General features: G+C 35.7%; 9 protein-coding genes. 8 read left to right on the top strand and 1 reads right to left on the bottom strand.

Annotation, left to right across the window (positions count from 1 at the left end):
* Positions 1 to 873, bottom strand: coding sequence for an AraC family transcriptional regulator (locus FEM21_RS06570; protein WP_035659030.1), 873 nt, complete (start codon positions 871 to 873; stop codon positions 1 to 3).
* A 113-nt stretch (positions 874 to 986) separates the two neighbouring features.
* Here FEM21_RS06570 and FEM21_RS06565 point away from each other — a divergent pair, with 113 nt between their 5' ends.
* The 8 genes from FEM21_RS06565 to FEM21_RS16180 form a co-directional block, all read left to right on the top strand.
* A complete protein-coding gene (locus FEM21_RS06565; protein WP_035659028.1) occupies positions 987 to 1,802 on the top strand; it encodes an SDR family oxidoreductase in 816 nt (271 codons plus the stop codon).
* A gap of 13 nt (positions 1,803 to 1,815) precedes the next feature.
* Complete coding sequence (gene uxuA / locus FEM21_RS06560) at positions 1,816 to 3,027, top strand: mannonate dehydratase (RefSeq protein WP_035659027.1); 1,212 nt, start codon at positions 1,816 to 1,818, stop codon at positions 3,025 to 3,027.
* Positions 3,028 to 3,335: 308 nt separating this feature from the next.
* Positions 3,336 to 5,798 (top strand): glycoside hydrolase family 2 TIM barrel-domain containing protein, encoded by a 2,463-nt coding sequence (locus FEM21_RS06555; protein WP_081824657.1) that lies wholly within the window; start codon positions 3,336 to 3,338, stop codon positions 5,796 to 5,798.
* A gap of 1 nt (position 5,799) precedes the next feature.
* Positions 5,800 to 8,679 carry a glycosyl hydrolase 115 family protein gene (locus FEM21_RS06550; RefSeq protein ID WP_051627516.1) on the top strand — a complete coding sequence of 960 codons (2,880 nt, stop codon included), beginning with the start codon at positions 5,800 to 5,802 and terminating at the stop codon, positions 8,677 to 8,679.
* Positions 8,680 to 9,085: 406 nt separating this feature from the next.
* Positions 9,086 to 9,913, top strand: coding sequence for an SDR family oxidoreductase (locus FEM21_RS06545; RefSeq protein WP_035659025.1), 828 nt, complete (start codon positions 9,086 to 9,088; stop codon positions 9,911 to 9,913).
* A gap of 22 nt (positions 9,914 to 9,935) precedes the next feature.
* Positions 9,936 to 11,111, top strand: a complete 1,176-nt coding sequence (uxuA, locus tag FEM21_RS06540; protein ID WP_035659024.1) for a mannonate dehydratase — start codon at positions 9,936 to 9,938, stop codon at positions 11,109 to 11,111.
* A gap of 163 nt (positions 11,112 to 11,274) precedes the next feature.
* Positions 11,275 to 12,675: a sialate O-acetylesterase gene (locus FEM21_RS16395; protein ID WP_152547383.1), complete on the top strand. Its 1,401-nt coding sequence runs from the start codon at positions 11,275 to 11,277 to the stop codon at positions 12,673 to 12,675.
* A 356-nt stretch (positions 12,676 to 13,031) separates the two neighbouring features.
* Positions 13,032 to 16,869 (top strand): rhamnogalacturonan lyase family protein (locus FEM21_RS16180; protein WP_152547382.1); only part of this gene is annotated, 3,838 nt, incomplete at its 3' end.

The raw sequence follows: 16,869 nt of genomic DNA, 5'->3' as shown, positions 1-16,869 counted from the left end.
TTATGAATTACTAATCATTACTTTCCGGTATTCAGACGGAACATAGTTCATGTTTTTTTTGAAAGTCTTATTAAAATGGGACATGGTATCAAAACCACATTGACTGCTTATCTGGGATATGCTCATGTCTTCCATCAGTAATAATTTGCAGGCATAGCCAATTCGCATATCCAGAATGTAGTTTTTAAAAGACTTACCTGTTTTGCTTTTAAAATAACGACAAAAAGCAGCAGTATTCATAGCAGCAAAAGAAGCAATTTCTTCAAGGCTGACAGCACGCGTATAGTTTTTATTTAAAAAGGAAATTATTTTGTCTATCCTTGCTGTATTGTACATAGTTTCATCAACATAGTCTGTTGTGGAAATAAGCTGTCTGTTTTCAGTTTCCGACATTTCTTTGAGAATTTCCAAAAAAAGCATCATTTGGTTCAAACCGTTTTCTAAAGGTAGTTTTGTGATTAATTTTTCCAAATTGGGATAACTGGCTGAACTAAAATAAATTCCTCTTAAAGAATCATGCAGTAATTTTTTAATTTTGATGAAATGTGGATAATGATTAATAGCATAATACATGAATTCATTTTCAAACTGAATGATGGTTCCTTTTACTCTTAATTCGGGATTTCCTAAATGATAAGCGTCATCACTTTTCAGAAAATGAGGTAAATTAGAACCAATGAGCAGGATGTCTCCTGCCTTGTATTTGGCAACATTGTTCCCAATGAATCTTGTGCCTGTTCCTTCCTTAATGTAAATAATCTCATATTCCGAATGAAAATGCAAAGGATAGCTAAAATGGTCATAGTCGAAAAATCGTGCTTTCAGAGGAGAAGACTTCGAAATAGGAAGTCGTTCGTTCATAATGGTTTTCATATACCAATTTTTAATTTGCAAAAATAGACTTATTGTATGCAAATTTAGGAAATATAATTAGCTCTTTTACTTCTTAAATTTGGATTTGCTAATTTTAAAAAAGTAAATAAAAAATGAACGAAGTGTTTAGTATTGAGGGAAAAGTAGCCATTGTGACCGGAGGAGGTGGAGTATTGGGTGGAAGTATTGCAAAACATTTAATTAGTGCAGGTTGTAAAGTAGTGGTCCTGGATATCAGAGCGGAAAATGTAAACAACCGTGTAGAAGAATTAAAACAAATGGGAGGTGAAGCGATAGGTTTTGTTTCTAATGTTTTGGATGTAGAAGAAATGAAAGAAACACGAAAAAAAATTGTTGATGCCTGGGGAACAATTGATATCTTGATTAATGCGGCAGGAGGAAATATGCCTGGTGCAACATTGACCGAGGAACAAACTATCTTTGATATGAAAATTCCTGATTTTGAAAAAGTAACTGATTTAAATCTAAACGGAAGTGTTTATCCTTGTATCGTTTTTGGCGAGGTGATGGCTAATCAGGGGGAGGGAAGTATTATTAACGTTTCTTCAATGGCAACCTTATCGTCTATAACAAGAGTTCCGGGTTATTCGGTAGCTAAGAGCGGAATTGATATCTTTACAAAATGGCTGGCTATGGAATTAGGAACTAAGTTTGGCGAAAAAGTAAGAGTGAATGCCATTTCTCCGGGATTTTTTGTTGGTGACCAAAACAGAAAAGTGCTTATAAACGAAGACGGTTCTTATACTGAAAGAAGTAAAAAAGTATTGGCAAGAACGCCTATGAAACGTTTTGGCGATATTAATGAATTGAATGGTATTGTTCAGTTTTTATGTTCTGATGCAGCCAGTTTTATTACAGGAACTATTATCCCGGTTGACGGAGGTTTTAGTTCTTTTAGTGGGGTTTAAATAATTTAAGATAATGGAATTAAAGAAAACATTAAGATGGTTTGGTGCTAAAGATCCAATCAGTCTGGAACAAATCAGACAAACAGGAGCAACTGGAATTGTTACTGCTCTGCATCATATTCCTAACGGCGAAATCTGGTCGGTTGAGGAAATCATGAAAACCAAAAATAACATAGAAGCCCACAGAATGACCTGGGATGTAGTTGAAAGTTTGCCGGTGCATGAAGATATTAAAAAAGGGAAACTCAGCCGTGAACGAATAATTGCCAACTATAAAGAAAGCGTTAAGAATTTAGGTAAATGCGGAGTTACCACAATCTGTTATAATTTCATGCCGGTATTGGACTGGGCACGAACTAATTTGCATTATACTCTAGAGAATGGAACCGAAGCCATGTATTTTGAAGCAGATTTATTTGCAGCCTTTGATTTGTTTATTTTAAAACGTCCTAACGCTTCGAATGATTATACTCAGGAACAGCTAAAAAAAGCCGAGGATCTATTTGCAACCCTAACTCAGGAGGATACCAGAAAGCTGGCATATAATATTATTGTAAAAACGCAGTCCTTTATTGACGGTGCCGTGGGAGCTGATGAAAAAGAACCGGTGGCTATTTTTCTGAAATTATTAGCAGAATATGAGGGTATTGACAAAAATAAACTTAGAGAAAATTTTGCCTATTTCTTAAATGAAGTCATTCCTGTGGCAGAAGAATCTGGGGTGAAATTAGCAGTACATCCTGATGATCCGCCATTTCCATTATTAGGTTTGCCTCGAATTGTAAGTAGTAGTGAAGATTTTGAATGGCTGACTCAGGCTTGTCCGTCATTGCATAACGGAATCACTTTTTGTACAGGATCTTTAGGAGCAAGAAAAGACAATAAGCTGGCTGAAATTTTCAAACAATATGCGGATCGTGTACATTTCCTTCATCTAAGAAGTACAAAAATCTTAGACAACGGCGATTTTTACGAAACCGAACATTTGGATCCAACTGTTGATTTGAGCGGAGTGATGAGAGCCATTGTAGAAGAACAAATTAGAAGAAAGAATTCAGGAAGAACCGATTATAATATCCCAATCCGACCGGATCATGGTCATAAAATGCTGGACGATTTTAACAGAGAAGGAAATCCGGGTTACCCATTGATTGGAAGATTAAAAGGGTTGGCTGAATTGGCTGGTCTTGAAATGGGGATTAGGTATATGATTCAAAACAATTAAATTATTTTCAGGATAGTGTAAGATGAAGTTAATAGCTGTTAATGGATCTTTGAAAAATTGCCTTTGGCTTCTTTATTGAAATAGGAGAGAAATAAAAAATAATCCTATTTTGAATCAAAATTTAGGGTCTAAAATATTGATTATAAGTATGTTTTTTACACTGTCTTGTTTTGATAAGCTTTGGCAATATATGATAATTCCAAAATTAAGGTTTAAGTTACTTTTGAAAAAATAATAGACTTGAGACTATTTTTTTAGTTTGTCTTTTTTTAATCAAAAACTTATTTATTGAACTTTTTTAATTCAAAATGAAATTAACAATTACAACTAAGCACATCCTGTTTGCCATTTTATTTATGGCATTATTACTTCCGGCTTATTCCCAGAAAAAACAGCGGTCTGTTATATCAAGAAAAGTATTATTCAATAACGATTGGCGTTTTTACAAAGGGAAAGCTGTAAATGCAGAACAAGTAAATTTTGATGACAGTTCGTGGCGAAAATTAGATTTACCTCACGATTGGAGTATTGAGCATTTGCCTAATCAAAAGAAGGATTCGGTTGTAGGGCCTTTTAGCCGCGCCAGTGTTGGAGGATTTGCTACCGGGCAAACCGTGGGAGGTGAAGGCTGGTATCGAAAAGAATTTACGCTTTCGGCTGAAGAACAAGGAAAGCGTCACGAATTGTATTTTGAAGGCGTTTACAATCAGGCTGAGGTTTGGGTTAATGGTAAAAAAGTAGGAAATAATGTCTATGGTTATTCTACCTTTAGATTTGATATTTCTAAATATTGTAATACTCTAGGCAAAAAAAATGTGGTTGTTGTAAAAGTACTGAACGAAGGTAAAAACTCCCGTTGGTACTCAGGTTCGGGAATTTACCGCCACGTATGGATACTGCATACGCCAAAAACGTATCTGGAAGATTGGGGCACTTTTATTACAACTCAAAAAGTTGAAAATGGGCAGGCAGAAATAGTCCTTTCAACTACTTTGGCTAATAAAACTGACAATAAAGATAGTTATACTGTAGTAACCGAATGGATTTCTCCGAAAGGAAAAAAAGTATTCGAAAATTCACAAAAAGGAACGCTAAATGCTGCTGAAAAAAAAGAAATCCCTTTTACAATTACCATTAAAAATCAGGCTCTTTGGTCAACTGATAAACCTAATTTATATACTGTGAAAATCAGTCTTTGGAAAGGCAAAGTAAAAACGGATGAATTAGCAATTCCGTTTGGAATCCGCACTTTGGATTATTCGGTAACCGAAGGATTTAAATTAAACGGGGTTAAAACCTTATTAAAAGGAGGTTGTGTACACCACGATAACGGTTTATTGGGCTCGGCAGCTTTTGATAAGGCCGAAGAACGTAAAATAATGTTGTTGAAGAAAAGTGGTTTTAATGCGATCAGAACTTCGCATAACCCAATGTCAGAGAGTTTTTTGAATGCCTGTGACCGTTTAGGAATGATGGTGATTAATGAGGCATTTGACCAATGGAGAAAGAAGAAAAATGCCAACGATTATCATCAATATTTTGACGAATGGAGTGCCAAAGATATCCGTTCGTTAGTATTGCGTGACCGAAACCATCCTTCGGTAATTATGTGGAGTTTAGGAAATGAAATTCCGGAACGCATCACCGATGCAGGAAGTGAAACCGCTTTGTATTTGAAGAATGAAATCCTTAAATACGATACAACACGACTTATTACAGCAGGTGTAAATAAGCATTGGGATAAAGAGCATAAAAACATGCTTCCATTAGATAATGCCTTGAAAAATTTAGATATTCTGGGGTATAATTATATGTGGCGTTTTTATGAAGAAGAGCATAAAAAGTATTCAAATAAATTGATGTACAGTAGTGAAAGTGTTGCCACCGAAGCTTCTGAAAACTGGGACAAAGCAGAAGAATTACCTTATGTGATAGGTGATTTTATCTGGACAGCCATGGATTATTTAGGAGAATCCGGTTTAGGAAATTCATTTGAAGTAGATCCGCAGGAAAACGTACATCAGTTTATGGGCTGGCCTTGGTATAATGGCTGGTGTGGTGATATTGATTTGATTGGTGTAAAAAAGCCACAATCGTTTTATAGAGATGTTCTTTGGAGAGAGAAAAAGATTAGTATGGCGGTAGAATTACCGGTAGCGGAAGGGAAAATTAAAAAAGTAAGTTTTTGGGGCTGGCCGGAAGAATCCTTGTCGTGGACTTTTCCTAATTTCGAAAACAAAGAACTGAAAGTAAATGTGTATTCCCGAGCTGCAAAAGTGAGATTGTATTTGAATGATAAGCTGATTGCTGAAGCAGAAACAACAACTCAATACAAAGCAAATTTTAAAGTACCTTATCAGGCCGGAACTTTGAAAGCTGTTGAAGTAAAGGATGGTAAAGAGGGAGCGAGCACAATATTACAAACTATTGGAAAAGCTACTACCATTAAATTAACTTCCGATACGACCACTTTAAAAGCTGATGGTCAGGATTTGGCTTATGTTTTAATAGAATTGTTAGATCAAAATGGAAATGTAGTTCTTGATTCCAATCAGCAAATTAAAATAAGTTGTGAGGGTATTGGCAAAATAATTGCTTCAGGAAATGGAGCGCCAACAGATATGGCTAGTTTTGGATCGCTAACACCGTCATTGTTTAAAGGACGTGCCATGGCAATTATCAGAGCTGGAAAAGTGTCAGGTAAAACCAAATTGACTGTTTCTTCAGAGGGAATGCAATCGGCTACAATAACAGTAAATTCAATTAAATAACATGAAATATTTTGTAAAAGTTTTAGGTTTGATTTTGTTTGGTTCAACCATCCAGGCCCAAACTTCTAAGTTTGAAATTTATACTAATAATAACATTCAGACGACCATTTTGTATGACAAAGAAGCTGCCAAACTAGATTCTATTGCGGCACATCTTTTGGCTGAGGATATTTATAAAGTAACGCAATACAAACCAAAAGTGCTTACTAATATCAAACAGGCCGAAGGAAATGTAATTGTTATTGGAAATATTAGTTCTGAATTCCTAAAGCCATTTGTCAATAAAAAATCAATCACTGCTGATTTTCTGAAACAATGGGAAAGCTATGTTTACAGAACGGTTCTCAATCCAAATAAAAAAATTAAAAAAGCTTTCGTGATTGCGGGAACCAATCCGCGTGGGACGGCTTATGGTGTTTTTGATTTGTCTAAAAAAATAGGCGTTTCTCCTTGGTATTGGTGGGCAGATGTACCTGTGCTTACACAACAAGAATTAGTGCTTTCTCAAGAAGATTTTCAGTCTAAAGCACCTTCGGTAAAGTTTAGAGGAATATTTTTAAATGACGAAGATTGGGGATTACAACCTTGGGCGGCTAAAAATTTTGAGCCTGAGACAAAAGACATCGGACCGAAAACCTATGCTAAGATTTTCGAAATGTTATTACGTTTAAAAGCCAATACTATTTGGCCGGCTATGCACGAAAGTACAAAGGCTTTTTTCCATTATCCGGGAAATGCCAAAGTAGCTGCCTTGTATAATATTGTATTAGGAACTTCGCATGCTGAGCCTATGCTTCGCAATAATGTTGACGAATGGGATAAGAAAGCGATGGGGGCTTTTAATTATAAAACAAATAAAGACAATGTTTTCAAATATTGGGAAGATCGTGTAAAAGAAGCCAAAAACATTGATGGATTTTATACCATTGGGATGCGTGGTGTACATGATAGTGGCATGGAAGGCGTGAAGAATAATGACGAAGCTGTTGCAGTTTTGAACGAGGTGATTAAAGATCAGCGAAATATGTTACAGGCTAATTTGAATAAACCAGCTTCCGAAATCCCACAGGTTTTTACTGTTTATAAAGAGGTTTTAGACTTGTATAAAAGCGGTTTGAAAGTTCCCGAGGATATTACTTTGGTGTGGACCGATGATAATTATGGATATATCCGTTCGTTGAGCAATACGCAAGAGCAAAAACGTGCCGGTGGTGCCGGAGTATATTATCATATTTCCTATTGGGGAAGACCTCACGATTATTTATGGTTAGATACCACTAATCCGTATTTGTTACAGGAAGAAATGATGAAAGCCTACAATTTAAAAAACAATAATATTTGGATTGTAAATGTGGGTGATATCAAACCAGGGGAGTACAACACACAATTGTTCATGGATATGGCTTATGATGCTGAAAAATTTCAGGAAACCAAAGCTATCAAAGCGCATCAGAAACAATTTTACAGCGAGATTTTCGGAGATAAATTCGGTCAGCAAATTGCCGATATTCAATCGAATTATTACCAATTAGCCTTTGAACGCAGACCGGAGTTTATGGCTTGGAGCCAAACCGAACCAACTACTAAAATTTTCAATACGGCTTATAATCCGTTAACTAATGGCGATGAAATTCAAAAACGTATTGACGCTTACGCAAAAATCACTCAGGAAGTTGGAACTATCGAAAAACAATTGCCTGAAAATTTACAGTCTGCTTTTACACAATTAGTTGGTTATCCGGTTAAGGCATCGGCAGCTATGAATAACAAGTTTTTGTTTAGAGACAAAGCTTTGATTTATGTCCAACAAGGACGTAAAAGTGCCGTAAAATATAAAGAATTGGCAAATGATTCTTATAATACTATTGTGGCGTTGACACAAAATTATAACGATTTATCCAATGGTAAATGGCAGGGTTTTATGGATATGAAGCCCCGAAAATTACCTGTTTTTGATAATCCTGAAATAAATTTGATAGTGGTTCCTTCTAAAGAGCCTATTGGGATTTCAGTTGAAGATACGCTGACTACAAAAGAAGGAATTCAAAAATTACCAACATTTTATGTAAATGATCCAGCTAAGCATTTTGTGGATGTTTATTTGGCAGAGGCTAATGCTACTTCATGGAAATTTAAGTCATTACCAAATTGGATTCAGGCGAGTCAATTATCAGGGAATTTGAATGCAAATGGAGATTTAGAACAAAGAATTCAATTCTCAATCAACTGGGAAAATTGGCAAAAATCTGGAAAACCGAAAACTGAAAATGTGATTATCCAAGGGGATAATTTTGAGAAAAAAATTCAGCTAACAATTTCTGATAATTATGCAAATGCACCTCAAAATGCTATTGTAGAGAAAAACGGAACGGCAGTTTTGTATGCAGACAGTTATAGTAATAATAAACCATCAGGAAATTTAAAATGGCAACTTTTAGATGGATTTGGACATTCTAAAAAAGTGATGCGGGCGCAGCCATTACAAGAAGAGTCGGTTAGTAATTATGAGAAATCGGCGGTTTTAGAATATGAATTGTTTACAGAAACGATTACCGATAAAGCTAAACTGGCTATTGCAGCCATTCCGTCTCATCCGTTAACTACAGATGGCGAAGTTAGAATTGGAGTGCAATGGAATGACGAGCCAGTTAAAGTAATCAATTTTAAAACCGAAGGAAGAAGCAAAACCTGGAAAGAAAATGTGTTGAGCAACAAAACTATAAAAGAAATCCCCGTTGCAATCAAAACTCAGGGCAAACAAAAACTGAAAATCTTTATGATGGATTCAGGCGTAATGCTGGATTATATGGTTGTAAAAACTTCTAAAGGAGAACTGCCGTATTCATTAGGTGATGAAACCAGAATTAAAAAAATTAGGTAATAAATGTAGAAATGAAAAATTAAAAGCGACTAATTTTTCGGATAAAATCCTTTTTGATTTTGATCTTAATGGAAGAAAAATTGTCATTAACAATTAAAATCATTTAACTTGTTTTGAAAGTAAAGATTTAAGACAGATAAAGGTATCAGGGTAGAGATTTAAACAGCATTAAATTTAGGTTTAGTGCTGTTTTTTATTTAAAAATGCTGTTTTGTATGATGATTTTCTGAAGTTTTTTTGTTGTAATGTGTTGTTTTTTAGACTTGTTATTTGCTTTGTCTGATGCTGATAAGCAATGGCAAAATATGATAATAGTAGATTTTGTTTAAGAATTAATTTTGGATCAGAAATTCAGATGAGAATTAAAATTCGAGTATCCAATAGAAATAATAAACCAAATATATAGATGAGTAAAGTAGTAGTTATAACAGGAGCGGGAGGAATCTTGTGTAGTACTCTAGCTGAAGCATTGGCTAAGGAAGGACACAAAATAGCTCTGTTAGATTTAAAGAAAGAATCAGCTGAGAAAGTGGCTCAGGAAATTATTGCAAAGGGAGGAATTGCAATAGGAGTTGAAGCTAATGTTTTACAGAAAGAATCACTCGAGGCTGCCAAAAAAGAAGTAAATGATAAATTAGGTTCTTGTGATATTTTGATTAACGGAGCCGGAGGAAATCACCCTTTAGGGACAACATCTAATCCACATTTGTTAGCCGAAGATTTAGTGAATGCTAAGGAAGGAGTAAAAACATTCTTTGATTTGGATTCTGAAGGAATTCAGTTTGTTTTTAATCTGAATTTCATTGGAACCTTGTTACCTACACAAGTTTTTGCTTTGGATATGGTGGGAAAAGAAGCTTGCAGTATTTTGAATATTTCATCGATGAATGCCTACACCCCTTTGACTAAAATCCCTGCTTATAGCGGAGCTAAAGCGGCTGTGTCTAATTTCACGCAGTGGTTAGCAGTTCATTTTTCAAAGGTTGGCATCCGTGTTAATGCTTTGGCACCGGGTTTCTTTTTGACTGATCAAAACCGTACACTTTTGACAACTGAAGATGGTGAATTAACCGTAAGAGGGAATACCATTATCGAACAAACTCCTATGGGAAGATTTGGTAAAGCTGAAGATTTAATCAGTACTACACTTTATTTATGTGATGAGGCTTCATCATTTGTAACAGGAGTTGTTATCCCTATTGACGGTGGATTTAGTGCTTTTAGCGGAGTATAAATAACCTAAAAATAATAAAATTTTGGAACAAACATGGCGTTGGTACGGACCTAAAGATACCGTATCCTTATCAGATATTAAACAGGCAGGTGCAACAGGGATTGTGTCGGCATTACATCACATTCCTAACGGAGAAGTTTGGACAGTTGAAGAGATTCAAAAAAGAAAGGATGTTATTGAAAGCACCGGACTTACTTGGAGTGTTGTTGAAAGTATTCCGGTACATGAAAACATAAAAACCCGTTCAGGAAATTTTCAAACTTATATTGAAAATTATAAAAAAAGTATCGAAAATTTAGCTTCTTGTGGAATCAACATTGTGTGCTACAATTTTATGCCGGTTTTAGACTGGACCAGAACCGATTTAGAATTTGTGGTAGAAGATGGTTCAAAAGCTTTGCGTTTTGATGTGGTTGCTTTTGCCGCTTTCGAATTATTTTTGTTAAAACGTCCGGGAGCTGAAGAAACATATTCGGCAGAAATTCAGGCAGAAGCAAAAGTGTATGTCGAAAAACTTTCAGACTCTGAAAAACAAGTTTTGGTAAAAAATATTATTGCCGGTTTACCGGGAGCAGAAGAAGGATATACCTTAGAGCAATTTCAGACTATTCTGAATACTTATGCTGAAATTGATGCGCAAAAATTAAGAGAAAATCTGGCTTCTTTTTTAAAGGAAATTATTCCGGTTGCAGCTCAAAATAATGTGATGATGTGTATTCATCCTGATGATCCGCCTTATCCAATTTTAGGATTGCCAAGAGTAGTGAGTACCGAAGAGGATTATGCTTATTTGTTCTCAGCAGTGCCTGATATTGCTAACGGAATTACTTTTTGCACCGGATCATTAGGGGTTAGAGAAGATAATGATTTGGTTCAAATATTCAAACGTTTTGCTGACAGGGTGCATTTTTTACATTTGAGAAGTACTAAGCGTGATGAGAAAGGTAATTTCTATGAAGCCAATCACTTAGAAGGCGATGTAGATATGTATGCTGTTATCAAAGCAATTGTAACTGAAGAAGCCAGACGTAAGGCTGAGGGAAGAAAAGACGCTTTAATTCCTATGCGTCCTGATCATGGTCATCAAATGCTTGATGATTTAAAAAAGAGCACTAATCCGGGTTATTCGGCTATAGGAAGATTACGTGGATTAGCAGAACTTAGAGGCGTAGAATTTGGAATTGTTCGTAATCAATAAAGAAGATTAGTTTTAGTAGTTTGTTACAATTTTTAAGGTAGAGTAATAATTAGGCGGTTAGCAAAATAGTTTTAATTTAGATAAAAAGCTTATGTGTTATAAAAAAGTCAAATATTTAATTAAAAGTATACATGTTCTATTATTACTCGCCTTAAATATTGGAATGGCTCAGGAAACTAAAGTAGATACCAACATGGATTTGTACTTGTTAGTGGGACAATCTAATATGGCTGGCAGGGGAAAAATAGATTCAAATGAACTAAAAGTTCAGCAGAATATCCTGATGTTGGATAAAAATAACAATTGGGTTCCGGCTCAGGATCCTATGCATTTTGATAAACCATCGGCTGGAGTAGGTCCCGGAATAAGTTTTGCACAGGCAATGCTTGAAGGTAAAAAGAAAACGACAATTGGTCTGATTCCTTGTGCCTGGGGTGGTTCGCCTATAAAAGTATGGCAACCGGGAGCTAAGTATTTTAATAATTTTCCCTATGACGAAGCCATCGCACGCGCTAAAGTGGCTATGCAAAAAGGACAATTAAAAGGGATTCTATGGCATCAGGGAGAATCGGATAATGATGCGGGAAGATCTAAGGTTTATCTTCAAAAATTACAGGAACTGATAGCTAATTTCAGAAAGGATTTGAATGCGCCGAATCTTCCGTTTATAGCAGGTGAAATAGGGCGTTTTAATAAGGAAAACTTCATCAATCCTATTGTAAACCAATTGCCTGAAGAGGTTGCAAATACTGCGGTAGTTTCATCAGAAGGTTTGACCGATCGAGGAGATCATTTGCATTTTAACACTGCTTCCGCCCGCGAACTAGGTAAGCGTTATGCTGAGGCTATGAAAAAATTGCTGAAGGATACTTCCAAACCGACTTCGTCTAAAAATAAAACAGGACTGTCAAAAAATAGAAAAAAAGTAGTACTGACCTTTGATGATGCCGAGATTAGTCATTATAATGATGTGGCTCCTTTGTTAAAGAAATATGGTTTTGATGCTACTTTTTTTGTTTGCGAATTTCCAACCCGCAATCCTGACGAGAAAAAAGAGTATATGAATTGGGCTCAAATTCAGGAACTCCATAAAAAGGGTTTTGAGATTGGGAATCATAGCGGGCATCACAAAAATCTAACGAAATTAACTCCTGAGAAAATTAAGGAAGAAATAGAATATATTGATGCCAAATGTAAAGAGTTTGGAATTCCAAAGCCTGTTTCCTTTGCTTATCCCGGAAACCGTTATGATACTATTTCGCAAAGAATTTTAAAAGAGAGCGGTTATCAATTTGCAAGAGCGGGTGGTGCTAAGTTGTATGAGGAAGGGGTAGATTCAAAATTAGCCATTCCGAGTTTTACCGTTATTTCTTCAGAGAAATATGAAAAACGCACTTTGGAAGCTTTAAAAAATTTAAATGATGAACAAGTTTTGGTGTTAACTTTTCATGGTGTTCCAGATATTTTAGATCCTGATTATTCGACTTCAGTTGATTTTTTTAAAGAAATTTTACAATTTTTAAAAGAAAATAAGTGTCAGGTTGTTGCGATGAAGGATTTGTAAATAAGTATAAAATAATAAGCAGCCAATTAATATGATTATGAAAAGAAATTTGAGAGTCTGGAATCGTATATCAAAGCACATCCGGATCGATTAAGAGAGGGAAAATAAAGATGGTAATAGGTTTCTAATAGTTGAAAGAGGTTGGTTTTTTGTAAATCAGCCTTTTTTTATGACTTAAAGAATAGCGTTATGCAAAATGTTGATTTTGTAATTTTTGAATGATAAAACCAATAAAATCAGGCTTTTGTCAATATTTGATACGTATTGGCAAATGGTGATAAGTAATGAAAGTTTAGTTATTTCTAGGTTTGTGATAATAAATAACCATTATTAATATTAACCAAACCAAATTATTTATGAAACAAAAATTACTTAGGAGCAATCTTCTCCGGGGGATTGCTATGGTCTTCTTTTTAGGGACTTTTAATGGTATGTATGGTCAGACTACTTACACCTGGGTAGGTGGCACATCATCTGATTTTTCGACTTTTTCGAATTGGAATCCCGTACCATCAGCTTTTACGACTTCTGATATTTTTAATATTCCTGCTACAGGAAATAATGACAATCAGATTGTGAATTCAGCCGCAATTAACTGCAGGCAAATTACTTTAGGAAAAGGAGTAACTTTTGATGCAGTTAAGAATATTACAACCCCGAGTTCGGCCACGACTTCGGTAAATGGGACATTAAATATTAACGCAGCTACAGTAAATAGTGCCAAATTATATATTGGAAACTCATCTTCGGCTCCAGGTATTATTAATGTTAATGCAGGCGGAAATTTGACAGGGAATAATGTTTGGCGATTAGGTGTGTCAGCTGCAGGTACCATTAATATCAATGGGGGTACAATGACTTTAGGGGCAGCAGGAAACTTGTCTCTTGGATATAGTAGTAGTCATGCAGGTGTAATCAATGTCAACTCAGGAAAATTAAACGTAAATTATACTTCTTTTTCATCATTATCAATCAATAGTACTGGTTTGATCACTATCGATGCCGGGAGTATCGTAATTCCGGGTGATCAAACTGCAGCAGTTCAGTCATTTGTTAGTGCGAATAAGATTAAAGCGTCAGGTGCGGCATTAGCAGCGGGAAAACCAATTTCAAGTAAATATGATTTTGAATCGAATACTACAACAGTTATTGCAGGTCAGTTTTTAAACTATTCGCCTGTAGCGGTTGCTGATTCGTTTACAGTAGCGCTTAATGGAACAGCCACTGTATTAGATGGAGGAAAAACATCTGTATTAGCTAATGATACTGATCAAGAAAGAAATGCTTTAAATGCAATCTTAGTAAGTAGTCCAAATAACGGAACATTAGTTTTAAATTCAGATGGGACATTTAGTTATGTTCATGATGGCTCAAATACTACTACTGACAGTTTTTCTTATAAAGCTAATGATGGTAATTCAGATAGTAATGTAGTAAATGTAAATATTACAATATCTCATATTCCTAAACCAAGTAGTTTAAGTTACATTACCCCAAATACATTTATAAGAGGAGGATTTATATCACCATTAAACCCAACAGTGGGTGGAGGAGCAGTTGCTTCTTATAGTGTTAGTCCAAGTTTGCCGGCAGGTTTGGGTTTGAATACTACAACAGGAGTTATTAGCGGAACTCCAAGGAGTGTTTCGGCTGCAAATGAATATACTATTACTGCAACTAATATAGCTGGCAGTACTACTGCTAATATAACTATTACAGTAAATGATTATCAGGGAGGTGGTCCAAATACAAGACCAATGGAATTTCTTGACCGTGGTTTAGTTGCTTTAGGAATTAAGAATGGTGTTTTTCTTTCTTGGAGAATGGTGGGTTCAGACAATCCTGATGTGGGTTTCAATTTATATAAAAATGGGACGAAATTAAACACAAGCCCAATAACCTCATCTACAAACTATGTAGACCCTAGCGGATTAGTTTCAGATTTGTATAAGGTGGAAGCAATTTTGCCATCAGGAAACGAAATGTCAGCCGAAGCTACAGTATGGCCATATGCACCATCTATAGAACCTGGAAAACCGAATGTAGCCCGACTAGAAATACCTATCCCTGCAGCTCCAGGACCCGGTTATTTTGCTGGAGATATGTCAGTTGGAGATTTAGATGGTGATGGAAAGTATGAGTTGGTTTTTGAATGGGAGCCTACTGGCCATCCTGATAATGCTTATCTGGAGGCCATCGATTTAACAGGTAAAAGTTTGTGGAGAATAAGCTGTGGGCCTAATACTACTTATAATGGTATCGCCTTTATGGTTTACGATTTGGATGGAGATGGAAAATCAGAAGTCGCTTGTGTAACTGCGCCTGGTACTAAAGATGGTTTAGGAAATTATTTAAGCAAAGGTCCCGCTGCAACAGATGATGATTCGATGATAATTCCTAGAATTTCAGGGCATTTAATGGAAGATCCTGCATATATGACCGTTTTTAATGGTTTAACAGGAGCTGAAAAGGCAACCGTTAATTATCCTATTCCAATAGGTCCGAGAGAAACTCATGAAGCTACTTGGGAAGATAATTATGGAAAGAGAGCACAATCTATTAAATCTGCAGTATTGTATGATAAAGACAAAGGGCCTTTGTTAGTTTTCTGCCGTGGAATCTATTCTAAAATTGCAATGGGAGCCTATACTTGGAATGGTAATGATTTAAAACAGGAATGGATTTTTGATAGTGATAGTTTACCAGAACCATTGAAAACTTTATATAGAGGTGAAGGAAACCATGGTGTTACCGTTGGCGATGTAGATGGTGATGGATCTGATGAATTGATGTATGGTGCTTGTGCCATTGACAATGATGGTAACGGATTGTATGCAACAGGGAGAGGTCATGGTGATGCACATGCTTTAGGAGATTTGGATCCTGACAGACCTGGTATGGAATATTTCCAACCTCATGAAAATGCTACTTATGGAGTTTCATTTCGTGATGCCGCAACTGGAGAAATTATTTGGGAAATTTTAAGTCCGGCAGACGTAGGTAGAGCATGGGCAGCAGATATTACAGCAGATAATCCGGGGGTAGAAATATCAGTTGTGGGTGATTATATCGATAACGGTAAAGAAGATCAAAGTTCAGTTTTTGATTCTAAAGGAAATCCTCTTAATTATAGTTATAATTCGTATTATCAACCAGTTTATTTTGATGGTGATATTCAACGTGAATTAAGAAATAACACAGGTATTGATGATGTTAATAATGGTGGTAGAATTTTAACAGCTTGGTATTATGGAGCCAGTACTATACATTCTACTAAACAAGATGCTAATTTAGTAGCTGATATTTTAGGAGATTGGAGAGAAGAAATAGTTTTTGTAAAACCTGATAATAGTGCTTTTGTACTTTTCTCTTCCTGGATTCCTACGGAACATAAGGTATATACTTTAATGCATGATCCAGCATACAGAATTCAGGTAGCTACTCAAAATATTGGCTACAATCAACCGGCTAATTTAAGTTATTATCTACCTAATGGTTCTCCAAAACCGGATATTAGAGTTATTGATAATATTCCTCCAACTGTATCAACGATAAAACGATTAACGCCTCTTGAGGCTACAACTAATGCTGACAGCATTGTTTTCCATGTTGATTTTTCAGAAAATGTAAGCGGAGTTGACGTTGCTGATTTTGCACTTATTACAACTGGAAATGTTACAGGAACAGTTGCTCAAGTATCGACAGTTACAAATAAATCGTATGATATTACAGTAAACAACATTAGTGGAGACGGCACTTTACGTTTAGATGTAAATACTAATGGTAGTTCAATCCTTGATGAAGCTAATAATACTTTGACAGAAGCTTTTACAGCTGGTGAAATTTATACTTTTGACCATACAAGCCCAGTAATCACTACTCCAGCAGATCTTACTATTAACTCAGATGAAGGAAGTTGTGAAGCTACAAATGTAGTTTTAGGTACAGCATCAGCGATTGACACTAATACAGTTGAAATAACAAATGATGCACCAAGCGTTTTTCCTGTTGGAACCACAACTATTACATGGACCGCTAAAGATGAAGTTGGAAATACTAGTACAGCCACTCAAAAAGTAATTGTACAGGATACTCAAAAACCTTTAATTACAGAACCTGTACCACAATCATTCTGTTATGATGAAAGCAATAACTATATTATTCCAACATTAACAGCAACTGACAATTGTGGTG

Source organism: Flavobacterium seoulense, from assembly GCF_000695795.1.
In the GTDB taxonomy this organism is placed as follows: Bacteria; Bacteroidota; Bacteroidia; order Flavobacteriales; family Flavobacteriaceae; genus Flavobacterium; species Flavobacterium seoulense.
Note: the sequence above shows the minus strand (reverse complement) of the source record. Positions and strands in the feature narration are given on the sequence as shown.